The sequence below is a fragment of the Streptomyces sp. NPDC060031 genome, from assembly GCF_042736805.1.
In the GTDB taxonomy this organism is placed as follows: Bacteria; Actinomycetota; Actinomycetes; order Streptomycetales; family Streptomycetaceae; genus Streptomyces.
On sequence record NZ_JBHWVM010000103.1, the window covers coordinates 1 to 23636 of the forward strand.

A 23636-nucleotide genomic window follows, 5' to 3' on the forward strand; every position below is an offset into this window, starting at 1 on the left:
CACGGCCTCCGCCTCGGACGGTTTCGCTATGTTCTCGCTGGTCACAGGTGCAATCCTCCATGATCGGAGTTACACCGTTCTTCTTACAGTCCCGCGCCAGGGCACCCCGCAGGGACGCCAGCTGCCGTTGTGGTGGACGCTTCGGCGGCCGTGGAGGCCGCTGAACTACCATGCGGCCAGAGCAATGTTCGACCGGGCGAACGATCTGCTGGGGTCGAACTGGACCCTGCACGACCTGCGGCACACGGCCGCCTACCGCATGGCGCGTCCATCGTGGGCTTCGCGTTCGCCCACATGCTCGACTTCAAGCTGATGCTCCGTCTGAAGAACGTCGGGTCCGTCAAGCTGTACCGGCCGGCCGCTGGAGAGGACGAGAAGTGGCCCACCCTCGCGCCGGTGCTCTCCACCCGCACGATCGACTGGGAGCTGATCCGTCAGCAGTACGACCAGATCGTCAAGTACACCACCGCCCTCAGGCTGGGCACCGCCGAGGCCGAGCAGGTGCTCCGCAGTTCACCCGCGGCGGTTCCGAACACCCCACCTACCGGGCGATCGAGGAACTGGGCCGGGCCGTGCGCACGGCCTTCATCTGCGACTACCTGTCGGACCCGCAGATGCGCCGGGAGATCCACGAGGGCCTCCAGGTGGTGGAGAACTGGAACTCGGCCAACCACGACCTGTACTACGGCAAGGACGGCGCGCTGACCGGCGCGGACAAGGAGAGCCAGGAGATTTCCATGCTCGCCCTGCACCTCCTGCAGTCGAGTCTGGTCCACGTCAATACCCTGCTGCTTCAACAGCTCCTGGCCGAGTCGAAGTGGGCCGACAAACTCACCGAGGCCGACCGCCGGGCGCTGTCTCCGCTGTTCTGGACCCACGTGAACCCCTACGGCCGCTTCGAGCTGGACATGAACAGCCGCCTCGACCTGGACTTGGCCGCCCGGGCGGCCACGGTGCCCGGACCGCGCAGCCCACAAGGCCAGGCCACCGCGGCCCCGGCGTGATCGTGGTGAGGAGTTCAAACTGGATATCGTGATGGCGGCGTAGGTGCTCCGCGATGGTCAGCAGCTCGGCGGCGCCACAGCCCAGGCGCTCAAACCTCGCCGCTTACGGGCGACGGATGCACCGGATGTCGCCTGTCGCTGGGTCTATGGGCCCACAGTCCCTGCTGTTCGGGCAGCACTGTCGCCCGTGGCAGCAGTGGAACCTGGCATCGCACGGGGCATTTTCGCAGCACACGTTCTTCTTGCAGCAGGCTCCCCTGCCACAAGCTTCGTCATCTGCGCAGCAGGAACCGCCGCATATCGGTCGATTGCCTGGACAGTAGACCCGCAGTTCGCAGTACCCAGCAGTGAAGTCAGTGAGTGGTACCTCGGTGAACGCATCGAAGTGTGGGCCAGCCTCCGTGTCCCTTCCCGGTGGGCAGCAAACCTTCGCTCCGGACGTGTCACCGACCATCGGCACACATTTCCCTGTGCAGAGACGACCGTTACACCAAACCTGCCCTTTCGGAGTGCACAGCACGCTCGGCCAGCAAAGAAAGAATGAATTATTGGGCCATCCAGTGATTTGGGTATTCAATGGCGTTATCGGACGCTACCTGACGACATGTATACGTGCGTAAAGCCCTTTGCCCCGCCCGTTCGGGCCTGGCCTCATGTGAGGAGCGTGGAGAATTTGGCGACGTCGTCGATGTGGCGTGGCGCGCGGGCGGCCGGCACAGCCTCCGCTGCCGTCGCTGTGTCCCCTCGTCTGGGCGACTGGCCCGGCCACGCTCTTCGCGGGGCGGCAGGAGTGGTCCCACCCGGAGGCGGTACGGGTGGAGCAGCCTCGTGGCTCGAAAACCATTGATCACCGAGTTCTCCGTGCGGCTGCGACACCTGCGTGAGCGTCTCAAGTTCATCGAAAACACGGGGCGGTCTTCAAGGACCGAGCCGACGCGTTGCCGATTCCCACGGCCTCGTGCCCGGCACGTGCTGTCGGCCGTCGCCGTCCTGTGTCTTGCCCTAGCGGGTTGGATCGTGGGCACCGGTCTGCTTGCCCGGACGGAGTTGCTGGCCGCTCAGCGGTCGCTGGATACGCTGCGGCACTCGGTCGTGGATACGACGGGGGACGCTGCCTCGGGGGCAGCGATGAGCTCTGCTGCGGTGCACGCTGCCCGGGCGCATCGCCTGACTACCGGACCCGCCTGGTATCTCTTCGCGCAGGTGCCGTTCTTCGGCCGACCCGCGGAAACGGTTCGCGGCGCGGCGAGCGCCGCCGACCGGTTGACTCACGACGTACTTCCGCCGTTCGTGCGCATCGCTCCCGAACTCGCCGATGACTCCAGTGAGGGCGGTAGGGTCGCCCTGCTGTCCGCCTTCGGCGGCAAGGCTCCGGCTCTCGAGCGGGCGGCGCGGGTGGTCGCCGAGACGCGCGCGAAGGCCAGCCGTCTTCCCCATACCACCTGGCTGCCAGCGGCCGACCACGCACGCACGCAACTGTTGGGGTTGCTCGACCGGATCGCCCCCTTCACGTCTGATGCCGCTGTGGCCGCCCGTGTACTGCCGGCGATGCTGGGGGAACAGGGTCCTCGACGGTATTTCGTCGGCGTCCAGAACACGGCGGAAGCCCGCGGCACCGGCGGCATGCCGGGGGCCTTCGCCGTGCTCACCGCGGAACGGGGACAACTGCACTTCGAGACCCTCGACAATGACGACGGAGTGACGGGTGGCAGTCCTGCGGTCGATCTGGGATCCGAATACACCGCCCGCTATGCCCGGTACGAGCCCACCCGCTTCTGGGCCAACTCCAACCTCAGCCCGCATTTCCCCTACGCCGCCCGTATCTGGGCGGCAACCTGGCGCCAGCGCAGCGGCAAGAGGGTGGACGGGGTCATCGCCCTGGACCCCACCACCCTGGGCCGATTGCTGCGAGTGGCGGGCCCGGGACGACTGCCCGACGGCGGGGCACTCACCGGCGACAACATGCTGGACCTCACGGAGCGCACGGGCTACGCACGCTACTCCGACGACGCGACGCGCAAGGCGTTCCTCCTCGGGGTGGCGCGCACGGCAGTCACCACCCTGGTGGACGCCTTCCACGATCCGCGACGGATTCCCGGACTGCTCAAGGCGGCGTACGGTGACGCGGCGACAGGACGGCTGAAGGTGTGGAGCGTCCGGGAGAACGAGCAACGTCTGCTGTCGACCCGTCCGTTGAGCGGCACCTTTCCCCAGGAGACCGGTCCCTTCGCCGGACTCGTCGTCAACAACGCTGCGGGCGGGAAGCTGGATTACTACCTGGAGCGAGAGCTGAGCTGGGTTCCGGGCCGCTGTACGCCGCAAGGTCGGCTCGTCACCGCGCGGATCACTCTCACCAACAGGGCGCCGAGGTCGGGGCTTCCTCCCTACGTCACCCAGCGAGGCGACAAGCCGGCGTACCCCATCCGGCCGGGAGACAACCGGGTGCTGGTTTCTTACTATGCCAGCACGGGCACAGAGCTCACCGGTGCGGCCCTCGACGGCCGGACCGCCTTGGTGGGCATCGGCGAGGAGCTCCGACACCCGGTCTACACGCTGGACCTGGAACTGCCCGCGCAGCGCGCCCGTACCCTGACGCTCCAGCTCCTGGAGCCGATCAGCGACCATGCGCCCGTGCTGTGGCGCCAGCCGCTGGTCACACCGCTGCGGGCTCATGTGGAGTCCTACCCGGCGTGCGGCGACTGACGACGGGCACCACAGAGCGGTGACCGAGGGCGCGGAGGATTTAGCGTACCTGTGCTCCCCTCGGGACGGCGTCTCTTCGGCTTTCCCGGGCTCCGCTCGCCAAGTCGGCGTAGACGTCGTCGAACCATGCGGCAGTGGAGGCAACGTCCACCGAGGTAGTGTCGGCGAGCGCTCGGGCGGCGAGCACGGAATGAACCCGGGGCCGCATGGCGCGCAGGATGCCTTCCGCCAGCCGCTGTGGTGAACCTGGCTGGACGAGAATGCCGTTGTCGCCGTCGCGGACCAGATCGGGGATTCCCCCCACCCTGGTGGCCACCACCGGCACAGCGGCTGCCAGTGCCTCCATGACCACCACGGGCATTGCTTCGTAGTGGGATGCCAGAACCAGGATGTCGGCAGCCGCCACCAGCCGGCCAGCCTGCCGAATCCGTCCTAGATACGGCATCCGGTCCTGTAGCCCGCGCCGGCGGATGTCCGCGAGCACCTGCTCGCGCAGAGGGCCGTCCCCGGCCAGGACGAACAGCGCGTCAGGACGCCGCTCGAGTACCAGAGCGGCTGCTTCAACCAGCAGCGTGTGGTTCTTCACCGGACGGAAGTTGGCCACGAATGCCAGCACGAAGGCCTCTGCCGGGATCCCGAACTCCTCCCGCACCTGGTCCGCTCGTTGCGCCCAGCTGCGCTGCGCTGCCACGTCCACCCCGTGGATGCGCGTACGGACCTGGCGAGCGCCCCGCACGGATGCGGAGGCGGCCACCTGTGGTGAGACGGCCACCGTCAGATCGTCAAGGCGCCGCGTCGGCCGTTCGAGCAGCCTCGTCAGCGGGTGACACCGCACATAGTGCACCGTCGAGATCAGTGCCGGGCGCGGGCGCATCAGGTGCAGGGCGGGGCGCAGCACCGCGGCGGGCAACGGGGAGTGCACATTGACCACGTCCGGAGCTAGGCGCCGCACGGCACGGAGCAGCCCGAGGTAGCGCAGCCTCCGCGGACAGGACCGGAGATCGACGAGTGTCACTCCGCAGTCCCGGAGTGCATCCACCAGTTCCTGCGTCTCGGCTTGGAGGAAGACCACGGTGTAGTCACGGTCGGACCGGGGCGCCCTGCGCAGACGTTCGACCAAAAGGACCTCGGCACCGCCGACGTCGAGGGTCTTGATCACTTCGCAGATCCGCGTCATGGTCATCGAGCCGCCTTCCGATGCCGACGAGGCCTTGCGCCGTCGCAGGTCAGCACCATAAGTGCTGAGTGGCGCCCGAACAGGCGGCTTTGGCCCGGTCGCGCGTTTTTCGCGGGAGCATTACCCGAATGCCGCCTTTTCTACGGCATCACTGCGGTGCCGCCAGAGTGCCCGCTGTTGGGGACAAGGCGGGGGCGTTCGTGGCTCCCCGTGAGTGCGGCACGCCCGTCGGCCGGACCGCCCTGTGGCGGAGTCTGGACCCAGCACCGAGTCTCCACCGGAGTGCTGTACGGGCACCCCCGTCGGCCAGGGCCCCGGCCGGGACCGCGAGGCGCGGCGAAGCGGTGGACACAGCGGGGACTTTGAGTAGCAGCCACACCGCCCCGATCCCCACTGCGCAGGCGGCGAGGAGCGCGATGCCGGGAGCAATCAACCCGTAGGCCACCAGCATCGCGGACAGGCAGCCCGCCACGGCGAAGGCGCTGAGCGTCTGGACCACCTGCGGCACCGTCAAGCCCATGCGCCGCAACCGGTGGGCGGTGTGGTCCGTGCCGCCTTGCAGCAGGGGCCTCGACTCCCGGTAGCGGGACAGCATCACCAGCGCGGTGTCCAACGTCGGTACCAGGGTGGCGAGCAGCAGGCTGGAGGGTCCGGACAGGCCCACGGTGTCAACGTGGCACACCATCATCGCGGAGGCCAGCGTGAAGCCGAGGAAGAGTGAGCCCGCGTCACCGAGAAAGATCCGTGCCGGATGCCTGTTGTGGAACAGGAAACCGAGACAGGCCCCGGCCAGGGCCGCCATCACCACACCCAGGCCGCTCGGGTCGCCTGCCGGGGCAGTGAGGCAGACGAATCCTCCGATGACGACACACAGCGATGACGCTGCGCCGTCCATGTTGTCCAGCAGGTTGAACGCATTCGTGACGAAGACGATCCACAGGGCGGCGAGCACCACGTCGACCGCGCCGCCGAAGACGGTCGGCTGCCCCCCTACCACTACCACCAGCGTGGCGGCCGACGCCTCGACGCACAGCCGGATCTTTGGGCCCAGCTGGCGCAGATCGTCGATGAGCCCGAGAACGCACACGATTGCCGCACCGCCGAGCAGCACTGCGAGAACCGGGTCGAAGACACCCCGGGCGAGTGCGACGGCCGTAGCCACGCCAAGGGTGGCGAACGCGACGGCGACACCGCCGAGATAGGGCGTGGGCCGGGTATGCGCCTTGCGCGCGCTGGGACGGTCGGTGATCCCATGGCGCAGGGCGAAACGCCGCATGGGTTCCGTCAGCAGCAGTCCGAGCAGCAGGGCCGCGGCGCCTGCTCCCGCCAGCGGCACAACTGCGCCGATGCCGGTCACTGTCCCGCCACAGCGGTTTCGGGAACGAGCCGGCCGGTCTCGGGGAGACGTGGCTCCTGGGTGGCCGGCATATGTGCCGACGGGGTGTCGCGCCCTGCCGCACGGGCGTCCGCGATCGCGTCGGCGAGCACGTCGGCGAGGCTGTGCCGGGGTTGCCAGCCCGTCAGTGCGCGGAGTTTCGTGGTGTCAGGGACGCGTCGTTCCATGTCCTCGAAGTCCGGTCCATACGCCTCGGCGTACGACAGGTGTTCCACGGGTGAGGCGCTTCTGGCCTGGGCGATGATCCGGTTGGCGAGCTCGCCGATGCTGATCTCGTCGTCCGCGCCGATGTTGAAGGTCTCTCCGACTGCCTCGGGATATTCCAGGAGGAGGAGCAGCGCCGCGACGGCGTCGGCGACATGGAGGAAGCAGCGTCTCTGGCTGCCCTCCGCGTGGATCGTGAGGGGTTCCCCGAGTACTGCCTGCCGGGCGAATCGCGGAATGACCATTCCGTACGCCGGACTCTGGCGGGGTCCCACGGTGTTGAAGAACCGAACCACTGTCGACCTCAGCCCGCGCTCCCGGTGGTAGAGGCAGGCCATGATCTCGTCCACCGCCTTGGCGGTGCTGTACGACCACCGGGCCACCGACGGGCTGCCCAGAATGCGGTCGGAGGTCTCGCTGAGCGGTCCGAAGGAGTTCTTCCCGTAGATTTCCGAGGTGCTGGCGATGAGAATCCTGCGATCGTAACGCTGCGCGGACTCGATGACGGTCTCGGTGCCTTTTGTGTTCGTGATGAACGACCTCAGCGGCTGCTCGACGATGAGTTTGACCCCTACGGCGGCAGCCAAATGGATGACAATATTGCATTCGTGCACCAGCTCGTCGACGAGCGGCGCATCCAGCACGGACCCGTGGACGAAGCGGAAGCGCGGGTTCGTCCGCGCCTGGGTGAGGTTTTCCTGCCGTCCCGTGGCGAGGTTGTCGAGGGCCACCACGCTGTTTCCGTCAGCCAGTAGTGCGTCCACGAGATGGGAGCCGATGAAGCCGGCTCCGCCGGTGACCAGGTACTTCGAACAACGATTCATGTGCGGCGTCACTCCGGTTCGGGTGGTGTGGTCGGGTCGCGGTTCCGGGGAGCTCGATCACAGTGCCGAGCCAACGTTCACCTATGCGATGAATAGCGGAGATTGGAAGTCCGTCAGGTGATGACGGAACGCTCGGCGAGTCTGCCGTTACGGAATCAGGGTGATGTCGGTCGGACACATCCCGGAGGGGCGCGTCGGAGCTGCCGCGTGTGCGTGAATTGCCTATGGCATATTGCGGTCCCTAAAAATGGGAGTGATGAGGGTGCGTCAGAGCAGCGTCGCCGACAGGCGCAACCTGATCGTCGTAGGCTTGGGCTACGTAGGCCTTCCGCTGGCCGTCCGGGCGGTCGAGGCGGGATATTCCGTCGTCGGCGTGGACACCGACGAGTTGCGTGTCAAACGCCTGGGCGGCTGCGACTCCTACATCGAAGGCGTCGACGACGCACGCCTCATGGCCATCACGGACAGCGGCCACTTCCGTGCCACCACCGACTACGAGGGGATCGACGGTTTCGACGTATGCGTCATCACCGTGCCAACACCCCTGCGTGAGGGCGTCCCCGATCTGAGTTTCGTGGAGTGCGCCGGTCGGAGCATCGCCCCCCACATCTCACCCGGCGCCACCGTGGTCCTCGAGTCCACCACGTATCCCGGGACGACCGAGAGCCTGCTGCTGCCGCTGCTGGAAGCAGGCAGCGGACTGAGGGCCGGAGCGGATTTCCACCTCGGCTACAGCCCCGAGCGCATCGACCCGGGCAACCCCGACTGGCACCTGGAGAACACGCCCAAGGTGATCTCCGGGATCGACGCCGCGTCCCTGTGCAGCGTCGAGAAATTCTACGGCGACATCGTTGAGCGGACTGTGCCGGTGAGTTCGTGCCGAACTGCCGAGCTAACCAAGCTGCTGGAGAACACCTACCGGCACGTCAACATTGCGATGGTCAACGAAATGGCCATGGTGTCCCGACAGTTGGGTGCCGACATCTGGGAGGCCGTGGAGGCCGCCAGCAGCAAGCCGTTCGGCTTCATGCCGTTCAGACCAGGTCCCGGCGTGGGCGGACACTGTCTGCCGGTGGACCCGTCCTATCTGTCGTGGCAGGTCAAGAGGCTGCTGAAACAGGATCTCCGATTCATCGCCTTGGCCAATGAGATCAATGATCACATGCCGTCCCATGCCGTCTCGCGGATCACCCGCGGACTGAACGAGCGCGGTAAATCGGTCAAGGGCTCGCGCGTACTGCAACTCGGTCTGGCCTACAAGAAGAACACGGGCGACATCCGTGAGTCGCCGGCCCTCGCCATCGCCCGGTCGCTGCTCGCTCTCGGGGCCCGGCTGGTGGTGGCGGAGCCGCACACCGACTCGTACCTCGTTCCTCCGGAGATCACCCGAGTCGAAGTCACCGAGGCGGAGGTCCAGGCGGCCGACGTGGTCGTCGTGGCGACCGACCACGATGCCTTCGACTACGCACTCGTTGAAGAGGCCGGTTCCTACGTTTTTGACACGCGCAATCGCTGCCGGGGTGAGCGTGTCGAGATCCTCTGACCCGTGCGCGTCCTCGCCCTTCCCGGGCTGGGGAGGATCCATGCCAGCCGGATCCTCCTGATCCGCCGAGGTCGGACGACTTCGCCAGGTCAAACCGGCCGTCGGGCGGTTGCGGCAGAACGGCAACCGATGCCCGCCACACCGCCGAGTGACGAGAAGGTGCAGCAGCAGGTGAGAGGTACACCGCCAGCGGCGACGCCGCTGGATCCCACAGGTGCCGGGACCGACCCTGAGAGGTGGGTCACGCGCTTGGCGAGGCGCCTGCCCTCGCAACGGCATCTGAGGACCTTCGGCTCGCTCACCGCCGCCAGCCAGATCGAGGCGGCACTCTCGTTCGCCACCACCGTCACACTGGTCCGGCTGGTCGGCAGCACTGCGGCGGGGGAGGTGCTCCTGACCCAGGCCATGGCAGCGATCTGGTTCCTGCTGTGGGATCCGCGCTTCGAGGACGCGCAGCAGCGGTTCGTTCCCATGGAACAGCGTCGTGGCACCGGTCACGGAACCCGGCTGTACTGCCGGCTTCTCCGGCTGGACATCGGGGCCGGGCTGCTGGCCACGGTCCTGGGCGTGGCGGCGGCGCTGGCCGCCGCGGCCTTCGGATGGATCCCCGCTGAACGGCTTTCGCTGCTCGTGCCTGCCGTGCTGGCGGCAGGAGCAGCTACGCCCTGGGGCAGCGCATCGGTCGGTTTCGCGATCTCCGACCGGCTCGAGCGGCTCGGAGTGATCCGCGTGGTGCTCGCCGTCTTCGGCTTCCTGATGACGCTGACGGCATTGATGACGGCCGGCACGGGCGGCTACCTGGTGGCCACCGTGATCACCGGCCTGGTTTCCACCGTATCCGTCACCGTGATCGCCTGGCGGCAGGTCAGGCAGGCGTGCGGCCCTCCCGCTGACGGCCCCGCTCCGATGCCGGCAGGCCTGTTGCCCTTCCTGGTGAAGAGTTCGGCGACACAATCCGTCTCCTTGTCCTCGGACAGCGGCGTCTCCCTTCTGGCGGGACTGCTCGGTGGCCCCACCCTGGTGACGTACCTGAAAATCGCCGGCGCTCCGGGCCGTCTCTTCGGGAGCGTCGTCAACCCAGTGGCGTCACAGCTCTACCCGCGTCTTGCACGGGCCGGAGCCCATGGGCGCCGCTGGGCGGTGATGCGCGATGTCCGCCGCTGCAGCGCACTCGTCGGCGCCATCGGACTGGTCGCGGTGGTGGTCGCGGTTCTTCTCCTTGGCCTGCTGATCGGCCTGATGTACGGCCCCCAGTACACGATCCTGTCCACGGCGGCGGTGGTGATGCTGGCGGGGGCCGCGCTGCGTGGCACGGCGATCTGGTCCAAGGTGCTGCCCTCGGCTCTGGGTTTCCCCGGTGTCAGGCTGGTCTTCCTCACCGCCGAGGGCGTCTGTCAGCTCGGGATGCTGGCCGGCGTCATCCATTTCTGTGCCGGTGCGTCGGGCAGGACGCTGGCCTGGGCATGGGGAAATCTGGGCCTCATGGTCCTGAGCTCGGCCGGCTGGTTCATCGTGCTGAGGTGCCTCACCCGGTCGATGTCGGATCCGGGTGTCCAGGCCGGGCGGGGCCCGGTGGGGAGCTCCCGAGTCCATGACGTCGGCGCGGCCTGCGGGGGAGACCACTGAGTTCCCGCCCGCGGGGCCGCACTGCGGCTCCGCTACGCGTACGCCGGCAGGGAGCGGAACCACCGGACGGTCTCGGCCAGCCCCTCTTCCAGCGGAACCGTCGCGAGACCCGGGAAGAGACTGCGGAGCAGCCCGTCATCGGCCTGCGAGTCGCGCACGTCGCCGCGGCGGGGGTCCTCGTGGCGGATGTCGATCGCCAGCTCCAGCGTCTTGGCGAGGTGATGGGCGAGTTCCAGGACGCTGATCCGGGTGCCGAAGGCCAGGTTGACGGGGCTCGTACTCGTGACTTTCCGCAGAACGGCGTCGGCGAGTACCCGGGCGACCGTTCCGACGTAGGTGAAGTCGCGGGTCTGGTGGCCGTCGCCGAAGACCGTCAGCGGCTGACCGCGTAGCGCCGCGTCGATGAAGGCCGGAACGACGGCTGCGTAGGCGTGTCCGGCAGGCTGCAGCGGGCCATAGACGTTGAAGAAGCGGAGAGCGAGGGCCGGAAGGCCGAAAGCCGATCCGTAGGCGAGCGCATAGGCCTCGGTGGCGAGCTTGCTGGCGGCGTACGGGCTGAGGGGACGCGTCGGCAGATCCTCGTGCTTGGGCAGGTCGGCGACCGAGCCGTACACCGACGACGAGGACGCGGCGACCAGGTGTGTGTTTCCGCGGCGGCACGCTTCGAGGACGCGCATAGTTCCGGTGGCGTTGACTTCGTGGCTGGCGAACGGATCCGCCAGGGAACGCGGCACGGACGGCCGCGCGGCCAGATGGACCACGGCGTCGGCCCCTGCCACCATGCCCTCGAGCAGGTCGCGGTCGAGGATGCTGCCCTCGACCAGCTCCACGTCCGTGCCCGCGAGATTGGCCGCTGTACCGGTACTCAGGTCGTCCAGGGCGACGACCCTGCCGATGGAAGGGTGGGAGGTCAGTTCACGGCACAGGTTCGCTCCGATGAACCCGGCGCCTCCGGTCACTACGACGTTCAACGGTTCGCGCCTTTCAGTGGGGGCTCGGCCACCAGCCGCGTGCCACGGCGATGGAGGCATAAAGGTCGTGGGTGTCCTGCACCAGGCGCTCGGCCCCGAAGTGCCGCGCCGTCCAGGCGCGGGCCTGCTCGCCCATCCGGCGGCGGAGCACGTCGTCGCCAAGGAGCCTGACGGTGTGGCGGGTGAGGTCGTCTGCGTCGCGCCGGGCCAGGAGCCCGGTCTGCCCGTCCTGGACCACCTCTGCCACGCTGCCCACGTTCGTTGCTACGGCCGGCACCCCCGCCAGCCCCGCCTCGATGAGACTGACCGGCATACCCTCGTTGTCCGATGTGAGCAGCACCATGTCCGAGGCGGCGTAGACGGTCTCCACGTCGGCGCGCCAGCCCAGTAGGTGGAGCGAGTCGCGCAGATCGCCGGCCGCTTCCAGATCGCCGTGCAGGTCTCCCGCCCCGCACACCAGGAATCGAGCGGCCGGAAACGTGTGACGCACCTCTCGGGCCACCGACAGGAACCGGTCGGGCCGTTTGATCCTGGTCACCCGCCCGACATAGGCCACGACGAGGCTGTCCTCCGGGAGGCCGAGCTGTCTGCGCGCCTCCGAGCGGCCCGGAGCAGCGGCCGGCGTGGTGCCAGGCGGCACCACGGCGTACTGCCCGGGGCGGCCGATGCCGGCGGCCAAGAGGTCGTCGCGGACGCTGTGTCCCACTGCCACCAGCCGGTCGGTGACGGTCGCAAGGCTGCGCTCGGCCTGCACCACCAGGCGGGTCTTCGCCGGTGAGAAGTAGCCCTGCAGGAGGTGGCCGTGGAAGGTGTGCACGCGAACCGGCACCCGCGCGAGCACGGCCGCCATCCGCCCGAGTGCTCCCGCCTTGGCGGTGTGCGTGTGCACGATGTGCGGCCGGAACCGGCGCATGGCGGCGGTCAGTGCCGACAGGGCACGCAGATCATCGGTGGGCCGTACGGCCCGGCCCAGGGTTGGCACCGGGCAGACCTGCACATGCGGGGCCCGCTGCTCCACGTAATCGGCCTCGTCCGGGCCGACGAAGCCTGCGAAGAGCCGGTGGTCGAAAAGCTCGCTGTCGAGCCCCCCCATGAGTGTGGAGACCTGGAGGGCCGGACCGCCCACGTTCATCCGGGCGATGACCCTCATCACCCGGATCCGGGAGGGAGCGGCATCGTGGGTGTGACCTCGGGCAATCACCATTCAGCCTCACCGCGTTCCTGGCCGATCGCTGAGTCGGGCACTGATACGTGCTCGCGACGCGCACTGATGGTGACCCGACAGGAGGAAGCGACGACGACGACGCGCCGCCTGCCCGGCGAGGAGACACCTATGGCCTACACGTCCGTCACATCGTGGCAGATGCTTTGCGCCTGACACCGGCCTCCGTACGGCCCGGTTTGTCGGCCCTGAGTGCGGTCAGCCTGGGCCCAGTGGTTGGGTTTCGCATCCTGACGATGCCCCTATCCGTCGGCACTGCCGGGCCGAGCCCCATGCCCGCATAGACGAAGAAAATCAGCGTCAGCGTCGACCCCGCGTACAGGGTCATTTCCGTCAAGGACATGGCGAGTACGGCGACCGTGAACAGCAAAGGTGCGTCACGTCGGCATGCGAGGCGCCGGAGCAGCGCTCCCAGGAACAACGCGAGCGCCAGCAGTGCGGGCAGACCCACCGAGGCAAACACATTGACGAACAGGTTGTACGGCATGACATGTCGGATTGGGTTCCAGCCGGCTACCTGGAAATGGTCCATGGACGACACGTGTCCCCATCCGCTCCCGAAGACGGGATTCTCCAGGCCGGAGCGGATTCCGTTGACGACGCTCTGCGTACGGAGAACCTCGCTGAAGCTGTTGAGGCCCAACCACTGGGTGACCAAGCCGACAATCTGCAGCCCTGCCAGCCCGAGACCGGCGAGAACAGCGGCGATCCTGACTGCTGAAAGCTTCTTCTGCGCCCACACGACCAGCACGACGACGGTGGCGAACCACACGCCGCGCGTCTGCGTCAGGAAGATCCCGCAGAAAAGCACCGCGCCGACGAACCACCTGCCGCTGAACCGCAGTTCGGATGTGAGCAGTGGGCACAGTGCGGCCAGCAGAAGTGCGCCGGTCTGAGAGGGGTCGCCGATGTCCACCCCGAGGAGCCGCGGTTGCCCCAGCAGCACGCCGCCAACAAGGTTGGCGAGGGCGTAGCACAGTACGCCGTGATAGACGAGTCTCCGATCCACCCACCGGCGCGAAAGGAGAATGAATACCGCAGAGTAGGCGGCGATCCGGAGCAAGGGTGTGACGGTCAGGCCTGCGTAGAGAGTGGCCAGGAACGACCAGCCCAGGAACAGTGCGAGCCACAGGTTGACCGATCCATTGCGTTCCGCTGACGTACCACGCTCTGCGACAACGCGCAGCAGATAGACAAGCAACAGCACGTCGCTGATGAGCAGCGGCCCCGCCACCGGAACTTGCATAGCGGCGATTCCGAACCCATGGCCCAGCACGACGGCACCGGTCAGCAGGAGCTCGGGCGGCAGGAGCATCCCGAGCGTGGCCAGGGCCACCAACGTCGCCGCCACCGGCCACGGCGAGCCCATGACGTCCGTCAGTGAGGCGCCGTCCGGCGCAGCCCCTGGAGGCCCCCCGAGGTCCGCGCTGATCACTGGCACGGAAATCGCGGCGGCGGCGCTGGCCATGAGCAGCAACTTCATTCGCGTCCTTGGCGATGTCACCGGGCCGAGTGTGGCCGCGCCGACGCGGCACTGTGTATGCGGCACGCGGGAGCCCGCGTCCCCAATAGGCCGTCGGAGGTACTGATGTGCCCGGATCGGCTCGCCGACGCCTCCTGCGGCCTCCGCCCTGCGACGCTCATGCGAAAGCCGCGACCTCGAGGGACTTGGATGCACAGTACGAAGGGGACGGCAGCCGTCCGGCAGCCCGTCCGAGACCTGCATCGCCTGGGTGATGTCGTCGACGAACTGCTCGCCCGGCTAGTCGAGTTGGAGCAGCGCGTGCACCGGGCGAGCAGCCACTACGACACCGGCCCGTGGCAGGCCGAGAACTTCGCCCGGCAACTTCCCGGAAAGCGCGAGCTGAGCCTCGTCGCGACCGTGCGCGGGGAGCCGGTCGGATTCGTGATCGCCTCCCGGCGTCCCGAGGGCGCGCACATTCACCGCGTGGCTACCGACCCTCGTCACCAGGGCACCGGTATCGCTTCTCGGCTGCTCGCCCTCCTCCTGGCGCGAAGGCCCGGCATCGTCACTCTCATCTGCGACCCCCGCAACCAGCCGGCACTTGACCTGTACGCACGTGCGGGCTTCCGCGTCACTGGCACGACGCCGGAAGGCAAGTTGTCCTTGGCGGCTGGCACCCCACTCCATCGGTGACTGTTTACCGAGAGGACGACGTGATGTTCTGCAGCAACCCAATGTTTGAGCGCAGCCTGTTTGTGGGGGCTCACCTCGACGACATCGAGCTGGCGGCCGGAGGGACCGCTGCTCGTCTCGTGGAGGCAGGAGCACGGGTGCGTTTCCTGGTGATGAGCCCATCGGACTACACCAGCTACGACGGGAGCCACTTCCGCGACGCCGACGTGGCGGTCACAGAGGGCAGGGAAGCCGCCGCCACTCTCGGGGTCAAGGAGATCGACGTTCTCTCGTTCCCCGCCAAGGACGTGGAGAACCACTCGACCGTCGTGGAGTCGATCAACAAGGTCGTCGACGACTTCTGCCCGACGATGGTCTTCACACACTGGCCGTTCGATACCCATCGGTCTCATGCCAACACCGCGCTCGCCACCATCGCGGCGAGCCGGTATTACAACTCCGTCGTCATGTACGAGCCCATCACCCCGTCGGGGCGCAGCTACGTCGGCTTCCGCCCGCAGCTCTACATCAACATCGACGACACCATCGAGAAGAAGCTGCAGGCCCTGCGTCAGCACAAGTCCGAATACACCAAGTACGGGGAGCAGTGGATCGAAGGCGTCGAGGCCCGCTCCCGATACCGCGGCTACGAGATGCGTGCCCGGTACGGCGAGGCGTTCGAGGTGTCCCGACTGGAAGGCGTGCTTGCATGAGGGTCACCATCCACCAGCCCGAGCACCTGCCGTGGCTCGGCCTCCTGGCCAAGGTCGCCGCGTCGGACCTGTGGATCGTTCTCGACGCCGTGCCGTACCGGAAGAACTACTTCCAGAACCGCAACCGGGTCCTGCTGGACGGCCGGCCCACCTGGTTGACCGTTCCGGTGACCGCCCCGTTCGGCACGCGGATCTGCGATGTGCCGATCTGCGAGATGCCATCCTGGCGGCGGCGCTACCGTGGACGACTGATCCAGGCGGTGTCCGGGACCCGGGGAGTGGACCGTATCGACGACCTGCTGTCGGTGATCGATGCGGCACCGCCCGGCGGCTCCCTGGCCGACCTCAACCTCGACCTCGCGGACTGGATGCTGTCACAGTTCGACGTCAAGGTGCCGACGGCTCGTTCTTCCGAGCTCGACGCCACCGGGACCAAGTCCGAACTGATCCTCAATCTGTGCCGGGCGGTAGGCGCCGACGAGTACCTCGCCGGGCCCTCGGGGCGCGACTACCTAGACCTTGACGCCTTCGCCGAGCACGGGATCACCGTGCGCTTCTTCGACTTCGACCATCCGACGTACGCCCAGGGCTGCGATCCCTTCGTACCGCGTCTGTCGGCCGTCGACGCCTGGTCTCGGGTCCCCCCGGCCGAGCTGGCGCCCCTGCTGACCCGCTACCGGCTCCAGGACGTGTGATGACCACCCACTCCACCCTCCCGATGGAACGGCAGCGCATCACCGTCGTGACCATCTCGGGCCACCGGCAGCGCGGCGTCGAGGACTCCGCCGACTTCCGATCGTGGAACGCGCTGGCCGACCGGCTCGGTCACGCCTGGTGCATCTGGGCGGGCCCGCACCTGGAGTGCGACCGGGGCTCGATGCACGTGGTACGGCACCCGCGCCGCCCGGGGCCGCAGTCTCTGCTCTGGGTGGCCGGATCGGTCCGTCTCGGGGTGCGCCTCGCGCGTGCGGCAGCCCGCAGGGGCGAGACCGTCGTCCTCAACGGGGCGGAGCCGTGGGGCTGGCTGGCGGCCTGGACCGTGTCGCTGGTCGTCAGGCGGCCCTGGCTCATGGACGTCCACGGCGACTATCTCGGCCTGCCGGCCGCCTCACTCGGCCGATGGCGGAAGGCCGTCCTCGAACGGTCCGTCGTCGCGTTCGCCCGACGAGCCACCGAGCGCAGAGTGGTGGCCCAGTCGATGGCCGACGCGTTGTCGCGGCGCGGCATCCCGTCCGCTCTTGTGCCGCCGCGGCTCCAGCCTGTCTGGGAGGATCCGCCGGTCCGCACCTTCCCGCCGCTGGCCGGACCCGGTCTGTCCCTCCTCGCGGTTGGCCGGCTCGTGCCGTCCAAGGGGTACGACATCCTCCTGACGGCGCTGGCCACGCTGCTCGAGACAGTTCCCACGGCCCGGCTGCGCATCGTCGGTGACGGTCCCGAGAAGGCGAGGCTCGTGGCCCTTGCCGAACGGCTCGGCCTAGCCGACAGGGTCGCGTTTCTCGGAGCGCGCGGCATCGACGACGTGCGGGAGGAGTACGCGCATGCCGACCTCTTCGTCATTTCGTCGAGAGACGAAGGGCTGCCGAGAACGTTGCTGGAAGCGGCGTCCGCGGCCGTCCCCGTCGTCGCGACCCGTGTCGGGGGCATTCCGGCTGCTGTGTCCGGCTGGCCCGGCATCATGCTGGTTCCGCCCGGCGCCGGGGCACTCGCCGAGGGTCTGCGCCAGGTGGCGGCGTCCCCGCCCCGGCCCGAGGACTTGGCCGCTGTACGCCGAAAAGTCCTCGCGGTCCACGCCTTCTCCGCCAACATCGAGGAGCTCGGCCTCCTCTATCGCCGTGTCACGGCCCGGGCTTCGGCGTAGCGATCGCCGTCCGCTGCGAGACGCCGCGGCGACGCAGAACGCGCGCGGGGTTGCCGGCAACCATGGAGTACTCGGGGACGTCGCGTGTGACGACCGACCCCGCTCCGATCACGCTGCCCGACCCGACGGTCACCCCGTCCAGCAGGATCGAGTGTGCCCCGATCCACACGTCGTTCTCGACGACGACGCCTCGGGCCGTGATCGGCTGGCAGCGGATGGGGAGGGAGAGGTCGTCGACCCCGTGGTTGAAGGCGACGATGACGACGCCGGTCGCGATGCGGCACCCGTCCTGCACGGTGATCCCGCCGGCGCCGTAGAGGACGACGTGGTTGTTCAGTGAGCAATCGCTGCCGATCGTGATGGAACCGCCCTGCGGGACCAGCTCCACGTGGCGGCCGACCAGGGTCCGCTGCCCGATGGCGATGCGGGCATGCTCCTGGATCACTGCGCGCGGAGAGATGTACGACCCCGTTCCGATGCGTGCGCCGCGCAGCCGAGGGGGAATGTTGGCGCATGCCCGTAGCCACCTCACGGCACCAGCCCCTTATGAATCGCCACGGCCTGCTGCTTCCTTTGGTGGTCTCAGGCGCTGTGTGTCCGGGCGCGCTTGGGCGCCGACACGTCGTGCGGCCTGCTCGTAGACGGACCCCGGCAGTGCCATTCGGGCAACGGAGGCCGCCCGCGTACGGCGGTGAAGATACGCAAGTCCGTCGCTGCTCCTGCTCTCATGCCGCCACCTGTCGGGGCGCGGCCGGAGCGTGGCCGGGACGTGGTCGGTGCGCCGGGTCGCGCGTTCCACGTCCTCGTGCACCCGGACCTCCGTTCTCGGGTGGGGGCCGTCGTGTACCCCGCTCTTCAGGTCTTCGGTGACGAGCATCGGCCCCATTCTTTACTCTCGATGCGATATATCCGGTTCAGACATGCTGAGAAGGGGCAACCGTGCCGGGACGCGGCGCGCTGAAGGAGCGCGGCCTTCATTCCGTCTGGATCCCGCCGCAGCTGCTCCCGGTCTGGAAGGAGCCGCTGAAGCGTGACCGGCCGCCGCCGGGGAACGCCGTCCCCAGCCTCTGACGCCCCTCGGCTCATCCCCTCGAAGAGTTCGACCTGCTGCTCGGGACGCAACTCAACTGGCCTTGGTACGCGACTGCGTCCTGGCGACCCAACGCTGACACCAACATCGGCATGCCGGCCGCACTTTTCCGGACGTCAGCGTCGACTGACTCTCCAGCGCCCCGTGTTGTAGGGGATAAACCCGGTTTGACCCGATACGTTATGTGGCGCAGACACTAGGTAACACTGAGGAGGGCGCCGTGAGCCGAGTATCGACCGTTCGTCGTTGGGTCAGGCACTCTGGAATGAGGCCTGTGGCGTCAGTGCTGGGCGGGTACGTCGCCATGCGTACCCTCGGAACCGGCATCCGGCGGTACACGGCGCCGAGCATCATGGACTTCACCCGCTCCGGAGGGAAGCTGACCACGTCGGCGCCGGGATTTTTGCGGGAACTGGGCTGGGAAGCAACAGAGATCGAGCGCGTCCTGGGCGAGTACGGGGAGGTCACCCAAGAACTGACCGCCCGTTACGCCGACACGGCGCTCTGCTACCCCCGGACTCACGGCGTGGAAGCGGAGACCAGCGCCGTGCTGTACGGACTGAGCCGGCTGCTCAAGCCTCAGTCAGTGGTGGAGACCGGTGTGGCCGACGGCCGATCCTCATGGCTGATTCTCGCCGCACTCGAGCGCAATGGCTCAGGGGTGCTGCACAGCTTCGACGTCAATCACACCGCAGGCCGGCTGGTCGGCGAACACCCGCAGTGGCAGCTGGAGATCCTCGACCCGAAGGACCCCGCGGCATGCTTCAGCCGGGCGCTGGAGCGCGTGGGGTCCATCGATTTGTTCTTCCACGACAGCGACCATCTGTATCTTCCGCAGATGTTCGAGTACGGGCAGGCTTGGCCCAGGATGACCCAGAGCAGCATCTTCGCGAGCGACGACGTCAACTGCAGCAGGGCCTTCCTGGACTTCTGCGGGCGCCACCGGCAACGCCCGGTCTTCCTGTTCGACTCGAGAAAGATCACGGGGGCGATGCGGTTGCCGGGCGTTCCGCAGCGGCGCGCTGAACAGCTCCCGCAGCAGGTGGGTTAGATGGCCGCCGTGATGCAGGGCAGGACACACAGCGAACCGGACTCCGCCCAGCCCGGTTCGCGCCCGCGGCTCGTCTATGTGGTGCCCCACCTGTCTGAAGACGAGTCCGAACACTTCGCACACATCCCGGCGTTGCTGGCGGCTCTGGGACAGCGTGTCGACGTCGCGGCCGCTGTGGAGCGCGGCAATCCTCCGGCACAACTCGCCGGGGTCCGTCTCCTGATGCGCGTACCCGGCCGGCACCGGATCGGCCGGATGCTGGGCACCGCGCTCACGGTCCACCGCCTGTCTCGCGCCGGCTACCGGACCTACTTCCTGCGCTACTCCACCCTCTTCGTTATCGTCCTGATCCTGACCTACCCGCTGTACCGCCACCGCATCCTGCTCTGGCGCAGCGGTCTGCCCGACGTACGGAGTCCGGAGCAACCCAGGACCTTGCGACTCAGGGCCCATGAGTTCGTCAACCTGCTTACGGCGCGGCTCGTGCACTGCCTGGTGACCGGACCGGAGACCATGGTGCCGCTGATGGCCGGGGTGTGGGGCGTGCCGAGCCAACGGATGCGGCTGCTCTACAACGACGTCGACGCCGAGCGCTTCGCCCCCCTGGACGAGGCCGCACGCGACGGGGCGCGGACCGAACTCGGCTGGGATGAGCAGGAGTTCATTGTGCTCTTCGTGCACCGGCTGTCGTATCGCAAGGGAGTCACCCTCCTCGCACCCCTGCTGGACGCGGTCGCTTCGGCCCCGCAGGTCCGCGACTGCGGCCTCCAGGTCCGGCTCGTGGTCGCCGGGGACGGCCCGGATCGGCCCCGCCTGGAACGCGAGGCAGCCGACCCGGCGAGGAGCGGACGCATGCAGCTGCTGGGCTCCGTTCCCAATCGCGACCTGCCCCGGCTGTACGCGGCGGCGGACGTCGTCGTCATGCCGAGCTACGAGGAGGGCTTCCCGCGGGTGCTGCTGGAGGCGATGGCCTCGGGCACACCGGTGGTGACGACCGATGCAGGCGGTTCGGTGGACGTGGTGGGTGCCGACTACCCCTATGTGGCGCCGGTCGGTGACCTCGACGCGCTGGCCGGGCACCTTCGGTCTCTGGCGGCTGTTCCCCATGCCGACCGGTGCGAGCTGGGGCTGCGGTTGCGCCACCGGGCGCAGCGTGAATTCTCCCCTGAGCGCGTGGCCGCGATGCTCCACGCGCTGCTGTGAGGGTGGGCCGCCGGCCACATGCGCGGCGGCGCCCCCGCTCGGATCAGCCGCGGTCGGCCCCGGTCCGTTGCCGGGCCTGGGCGCCGAAGCGGCGCGCTGCGAGCGCGTAGACGGGTCGCGGCAGCGCGGCCCGCGCGGCGTGCGTGGCCCAGATGTAGGGCGGGCGGTGGAGTCCGAGACGGTAGCGCACCGTGCTCGCCGCGGCGGGCGAATGCGGGCTCACCAGGACGAGCCACTCCCGCACCGCGGCGCCGCCTCCGTGACTCTTCAGGGAATCGGGCGTGACGAACCTCGGGCTGTGGTGTCGCAGTCTGTCCTCCACGATCGCGTGCCGATGGGCCTGGCTGGGGATCTTGCGGACGTCGAAGTCGACGTAGATGCTCCGCAGCCGGCTGATCACGCCGCTGTCCAGGAGGTCCTCGAGTACGTCGCACTCGCTGCCTTCGCAGTTGAGCTTGAGGTAGATCTCGTCGTCGGCCGACGTGTTCGCCCGCAGCCAGTCCGTGGCGCGCAGCAGGGCGATGGTCTCCGCCCGGACGTGCCCGTCGCCCAACTCGCCCTTGTCGGCATACACACTCGCTCCGAGCAGACCCGCCCCGAACAGGGTCGCCTGCCCTGTCCTGCTGGACAGGCCGGCCGGCACGATGTGCACCCGTGAGTCGCGGAACCCCCGGAGAATGCGCTGGCAGGGTTCCGCCGGCTCGAACGAGTAGATCTTCTCGAAGCCCCAGCGGGGGTCGAGGGCAACGTCAAGGGACTCGCCGTAGTGTCCGCCGACATCAAGGAAGACGCGCATGCCGCCCACCGCTCTCCGTGTCACGCCGTCACGGCAGCCGCGTCGTGGAGAGGGCCGCGGGAACGGGTGGACAGCCATTTCCACTGGCGCTCGATCCCCTCGGTCAACGTGATCGTGGGGACGTAACCGAGCAGCTCACGTGCCTTCGTGAGATTCGCTTCGGTCACCTGCACATCGCCTGGCTGGTGGATGTCGTCGCGCACCGGAACCTCCGCCCCGGTGATGTCGGCGATCCTCCTGAGCACGTCGAGCACCGATACGCTGTCCCCTCCGCCCACGTTGACCGCCTCCGCGGTGGCATCTGCGGTCGCTGCGGCGACAGTGGCTGCCACGGCGTCCGTGACGAAGGTGAAGTCCCGGCGCTGGTGGCCGTCCCCGTAAAGCTGCAGCGGCTCTCCCGTGAGGATTCCGCGCAACATCCGGCCGATAGCCATGTCCGGCCGCTGCCGGGGGCCGTACACCGTGAAGTAGCGCAGCGCGACCACGCTCGTGGGGCTTGCCGGGGCTAGCGCGTAGGCGAGAGCAAGACGTTCGGCCGCGAGCTTGGTCACCCCGTACGGTGACAGAGGAGCGGTGGCGTCCTCCTCGCGCAGGGGGCCCCTGCCGACGGCGTCCCCGTAGACGCTGGAGGACGAGGCGAGGACGAGGCGGCGGACACCCGAGGACTGGCATGCGTCCATCAACCGCTGCGTCGCCAGTACGTTGCAGGCGAGGTACTCGCCGAAGCCGTCCCCCCACGACGGCCGGACGCCCGGAATGGCCGCGAGGTGAAACACGGCGTCCGCGGCGTGGACCCAGGGTTTGAGCTCGTCTGTCACGAGGTCGCCCTGGACCAGGCTGAAACCTGGGTGTCCCATTACGCCCTTGAGGTTCTCCGCCGCCAAGGCGTTGTCGCGGGGCGAGCGCCGGTCGACGCCGAGAACGGTGGCCCCGCGTTGCAGCAGGGCCTCTACGACATGGGAGCCGATGAAGCCCGCCGCCCCGGTCACAACCGCGCGTTCGATGCAATGAGCCGCACTCATCACGGATTCCCTTCCGTCGCCACAGCTCGCACTGCGCCGGGCAGTTGCGGGCCGTCACCAGTGAATTAGACACCCCATTCTTACCGACCTGGGCTACTTTTCCGGTTTAGACATTCTCAGGAATTTTCGTGATGCGTCCGCACGGTGGAGCGAAGCGGCAATACCGGATTCGGGTTCTTCCCTTTCCGTGTCAGGCCGCAGTGGCGAGCCGCGCTTCCACATCTGGCCGTCGGCGGCGGCATACAGCCAGTACATCAGGCCCCGCGGCGAGATGATCCGGCGCTGGGACGAGCCGGTTGCGGTCCGGGTCGTAGAGCACGATGTCGTAATCGTGGTCACCGAGCCACCGACGGACCTCACGGGTCGTGGAGCCGAAGCGGTGGAGGAACTTGTCGACGAGTTCGAGCATCCACACCGCCGGCTCGCCCCGGGCGATGAGTCGGTCTGCACCTCGGAGGGCCAGGTGTTCCGTGCCTTCGACGTCGAGCTTGCCCATAGCGAAGGAGCGTTCGGGCAGGGTGTCGTCGAGCCGGCCGAGCCTCACTTGCACGGCGCTGTCGCTGTCGCTGTCGGCCTCGGTCCGGATGCGTGAACCAGAGCCCCTCACGACGAACGACACGGTGCCCTGCTCGGCTCCGATTGCCATTTCATGGACCGTCACACAACGCAGGGAATTCACGTCGACGTTGTTCTGCAGCCGTTTCGCAAACGCGGGCACGGCCTCGAAGGCGTGTACGGCTCCGCTTGGCCCCACGAGCTGGGCGGCGAGCAAGGTGAACATTCCTTCGTTGGCACCGCCGTCGATAAACCCGTCTCCAGGCCGGAGATATCGCTTCATGAAAGTCATTTCTTCGTAATCCGGAAGCCCGCCGAAATAGACGAAACGACCCGGCTGCGTGCTGTCAGGATAAGCACGGAACGACATACCGCCGTATACGGACAAGTCCAGTGGCCGCCCGATCATCCTCTTCCAGGCTTGCCATCCCGCCATGGCGGCGAAGCAGGGGCGTTTCAAAGTCCTGATGATCGCGTGAGTTCGCAGGTCAGGTAGTCGGGCCGCCCGTCACGTACGCAACGAAGCTCCGGTTGAACGGGG

20 protein-coding genes and 1 pseudogene are annotated in these 23636 nt (G+C 68.0%); 11 read left to right on the forward strand and 10 right to left on the reverse strand.

What is annotated here, in order from left to right; all coding sequences use genetic code 11:
- Window positions 1–312: 312 nt before the first annotated feature.
- A pseudogene (locus tag ACFWB8_RS31765) lies at window positions 313–1004 on the forward strand (Tn3 family transposase).
- A gap of 1017 nt (window positions 1005–2021) precedes the next feature.
- The gene (locus ACFWB8_RS31770) at window positions 2022–3707 is read left to right on the forward strand and encodes a DUF4012 domain-containing protein (RefSeq protein ID WP_385234894.1); all 1686 of its coding nucleotides are present in this window, start codon (window positions 2022–2024) and stop codon (window positions 3705–3707) included.
- 40 nt (window positions 3708–3747) lie between these two features.
- Here ACFWB8_RS31770 and ACFWB8_RS31775 read toward each other — a convergent pair whose 3' ends face one another.
- From ACFWB8_RS31775 to ACFWB8_RS31785, 3 genes are all read right to left on the reverse strand, one after another.
- Window positions 3748–4890: a glycosyltransferase gene (locus ACFWB8_RS31775; RefSeq protein ID WP_385234897.1), complete on the reverse strand. Its 1143-nt coding sequence runs from the start codon at window positions 4888–4890 to the stop codon at window positions 3748–3750.
- Window positions 4891–5032: 142 nt separating this feature from the next.
- The gene (locus ACFWB8_RS31780; protein ID WP_385234900.1) at window positions 5033–6241 is read right to left on the reverse strand and encodes an MraY family glycosyltransferase; all 1209 of its coding nucleotides are present in this window, start codon (window positions 6239–6241) and stop codon (window positions 5033–5035) included.
- Entirely contained in the window at window positions 6238–7320 is a 1083-nt protein-coding gene (locus tag ACFWB8_RS31785; RefSeq protein WP_385234903.1) for an NAD-dependent epimerase/dehydratase family protein, read from the reverse strand. Before ACFWB8_RS31785 ends, ACFWB8_RS31780 begins: the two co-directional genes overlap by 4 nt.
- 244 nt (window positions 7321–7564) lie before the next feature.
- Between ACFWB8_RS31785 and ACFWB8_RS31790 the strand changes: the two genes are divergently transcribed.
- Window positions 7565–8851, forward strand: coding sequence for a nucleotide sugar dehydrogenase (locus tag ACFWB8_RS31790; protein ID WP_385234906.1), 1287 nt, complete (start codon window positions 7565–7567; stop codon window positions 8849–8851).
- 249 nt (window positions 8852–9100) lie between these two features.
- Window positions 9101–10477: a lipopolysaccharide biosynthesis protein gene (locus ACFWB8_RS31795; RefSeq protein WP_385234909.1), complete on the forward strand. Its 1377-nt coding sequence runs from the start codon at window positions 9101–9103 to the stop codon at window positions 10475–10477.
- 32 nt (window positions 10478–10509) lie between these two features.
- Here the strand turns inward: ACFWB8_RS31795 and ACFWB8_RS31800 are convergent, their stop codons facing one another.
- The 3 genes from ACFWB8_RS31800 to ACFWB8_RS31810 all read right to left on the reverse strand — a co-directional run bounded on the left by ACFWB8_RS31800 (window position 10510) and on the right by ACFWB8_RS31810 (window position 14153).
- Window positions 10510–11448 carry an NAD-dependent epimerase/dehydratase family protein gene (locus ACFWB8_RS31800; RefSeq protein ID WP_385234911.1) on the reverse strand — a complete coding sequence of 313 codons (939 nt, stop codon included), beginning with the start codon at window positions 11446–11448 and terminating at the stop codon, window positions 10510–10512.
- 13 nt (window positions 11449–11461) lie between these two features.
- Window positions 11462–12598: a glycosyltransferase gene (locus ACFWB8_RS31805; protein ID WP_385234914.1), complete on the reverse strand. Its 1137-nt coding sequence runs from the start codon at window positions 12596–12598 to the stop codon at window positions 11462–11464.
- Between the two features lie 199 nt (window positions 12599–12797).
- Complete coding sequence (locus ACFWB8_RS31810; RefSeq protein ID WP_385234917.1) at window positions 12798–14153, reverse strand: O-antigen ligase family protein; 1356 nt, start codon at window positions 14151–14153, stop codon at window positions 12798–12800.
- A 189-nt stretch (window positions 14154–14342) separates the two neighbouring features.
- Here ACFWB8_RS31810 and ACFWB8_RS31815 point away from each other — a divergent pair, with 189 nt between their 5' ends.
- The 4 genes from ACFWB8_RS31815 to ACFWB8_RS31830 are packed head-to-tail and all read left to right on the forward strand — an operon-like array spanning window position 14343 to window position 17378.
- Window positions 14343–14828: a GNAT family N-acetyltransferase gene (locus ACFWB8_RS31815; RefSeq protein ID WP_385234920.1), complete on the forward strand. Its 486-nt coding sequence runs from the start codon at window positions 14343–14345 to the stop codon at window positions 14826–14828.
- Window positions 14825–15520: a PIG-L deacetylase family protein gene (locus tag ACFWB8_RS31820; protein ID WP_385234923.1), complete on the forward strand. Its 696-nt coding sequence runs from the start codon at window positions 14825–14827 to the stop codon at window positions 15518–15520. Before ACFWB8_RS31815 ends, ACFWB8_RS31820 begins: the two co-directional genes overlap by 4 nt.
- Window positions 15517–16215, forward strand: a complete 699-nt coding sequence (locus ACFWB8_RS31825; RefSeq protein WP_385234926.1) for a WbqC family protein — start codon at window positions 15517–15519, stop codon at window positions 16213–16215. The genes ACFWB8_RS31820 and ACFWB8_RS31825 overlap by 4 nt, the downstream gene beginning before the upstream one ends.
- The gene (locus tag ACFWB8_RS31830) at window positions 16215–17378 is read left to right on the forward strand and encodes a glycosyltransferase (protein WP_385234929.1); all 1164 of its coding nucleotides are present in this window, start codon (window positions 16215–16217) and stop codon (window positions 17376–17378) included. The genes ACFWB8_RS31825 and ACFWB8_RS31830 overlap by 1 nt, the downstream gene beginning before the upstream one ends.
- On the opposite strand, the gene ACFWB8_RS31835 is transcribed toward ACFWB8_RS31830, so the two are convergent.
- Complete coding sequence (locus tag ACFWB8_RS31835; RefSeq protein ID WP_385234932.1) at window positions 17356–17823, reverse strand: acyltransferase; 468 nt, start codon at window positions 17821–17823, stop codon at window positions 17356–17358. The genes ACFWB8_RS31830 and ACFWB8_RS31835 overlap by 23 nt on opposite strands.
- A 494-nt stretch (window positions 17824–18317) precedes the next feature.
- Between ACFWB8_RS31835 and ACFWB8_RS31840 the strand changes: the two genes are divergently transcribed.
- The 3 genes from ACFWB8_RS31840 to ACFWB8_RS31850 all read left to right on the forward strand — a co-directional run bounded on the left by ACFWB8_RS31840 (window position 18318) and on the right by ACFWB8_RS31850 (window position 20722).
- Window positions 18318–18449, forward strand: a complete 132-nt coding sequence (locus ACFWB8_RS31840) for a hypothetical protein (protein ID WP_385234935.1) — start codon at window positions 18318–18320, stop codon at window positions 18447–18449.
- A 293-nt stretch (window positions 18450–18742) separates the two neighbouring features.
- Window positions 18743–19519, forward strand: coding sequence for a class I SAM-dependent methyltransferase (locus ACFWB8_RS31845; RefSeq protein WP_385234937.1), 777 nt, complete (start codon window positions 18743–18745; stop codon window positions 19517–19519).
- Entirely contained in the window at window positions 19520–20722 is a 1203-nt protein-coding gene (locus tag ACFWB8_RS31850) for a glycosyltransferase family 4 protein (RefSeq protein ID WP_385234940.1), read from the forward strand. It abuts the gene before it with no gap.
- Between the two features lie 43 nt (window positions 20723–20765).
- Here the strand turns inward: ACFWB8_RS31850 and ACFWB8_RS31855 are convergent, their stop codons facing one another.
- From ACFWB8_RS31855 to ACFWB8_RS31865, 3 genes are all read right to left on the reverse strand, one after another.
- Window positions 20766–21542, reverse strand: coding sequence for an FkbM family methyltransferase (locus ACFWB8_RS31855; RefSeq protein ID WP_385234943.1), 777 nt, complete (start codon window positions 21540–21542; stop codon window positions 20766–20768).
- Window positions 21539–22540, reverse strand: a complete 1002-nt coding sequence (locus ACFWB8_RS31860) for an NAD-dependent epimerase/dehydratase family protein (RefSeq protein WP_385234946.1) — start codon at window positions 22538–22540, stop codon at window positions 21539–21541. The genes ACFWB8_RS31855 and ACFWB8_RS31860 overlap by 4 nt, the downstream gene beginning before the upstream one ends.
- Window positions 22541–22730: 190 nt before the next feature.
- Window positions 22731–23465, reverse strand: a complete 735-nt coding sequence (locus ACFWB8_RS31865; RefSeq protein WP_385234949.1) for an FkbM family methyltransferase — start codon at window positions 23463–23465, stop codon at window positions 22731–22733.
- Window positions 23466–23636 lie beyond the last annotated feature (171 nt).

What these genes read in the sequence shown, in the direction of transcription:
- ACFWB8_RS31830 (WP_385234929.1), top strand. Translation starts at nt 16,215, where the DNA reads ATGACCACCCACTCCACCCTCCCGATGGAACGGCAGCGCATCACCGTC.
- ACFWB8_RS31825 (WP_385234926.1), top strand. Translation starts at nt 15,517, where the DNA reads ATGAGGGTCACCATCCACCAGCCCGAGCACCTGCCGTGGCTCGGCCTC.
- ACFWB8_RS31805 (WP_385234914.1), bottom strand. Translation starts at nt 12,598, where the DNA reads ATGAGGGTCATCGCCCGGATGAACGTGGGCGGTCCGGCCCTCCAGGTC.
- ACFWB8_RS31790 (WP_385234906.1), top strand. Translation starts at nt 7,565, where the DNA reads ATGAGGGTGCGTCAGAGCAGCGTCGCCGACAGGCGCAACCTGATCGTC.
- ACFWB8_RS31865 (WP_385234949.1), bottom strand. Translation starts at nt 23,465, where the DNA reads ATGTCGTTCCGTGCTTATCCTGACAGCACGCAGCCGGGTCGTTTCGTC.
- ACFWB8_RS31810 (WP_385234917.1), bottom strand. Translation starts at nt 14,153, where the DNA reads ATGAAGTTGCTGCTCATGGCCAGCGCCGCCGCCGCGATTTCCGTGCCA.
- ACFWB8_RS31850 (WP_385234940.1), top strand. Translation starts at nt 19,520, where the DNA reads ATGGCCGCCGTGATGCAGGGCAGGACACACAGCGAACCGGACTCCGCC.
- ACFWB8_RS31815 (WP_385234920.1), top strand. Translation starts at nt 14,343, where the DNA reads ATGCACAGTACGAAGGGGACGGCAGCCGTCCGGCAGCCCGTCCGAGAC.
- ACFWB8_RS31775 (WP_385234897.1), bottom strand. Translation starts at nt 4,890, where the DNA reads ATGACCATGACGCGGATCTGCGAAGTGATCAAGACCCTCGACGTCGGC.
- ACFWB8_RS31860 (WP_385234946.1), bottom strand. Translation starts at nt 22,540, where the DNA reads ATGAGTGCGGCTCATTGCATCGAACGCGCGGTTGTGACCGGGGCGGCG.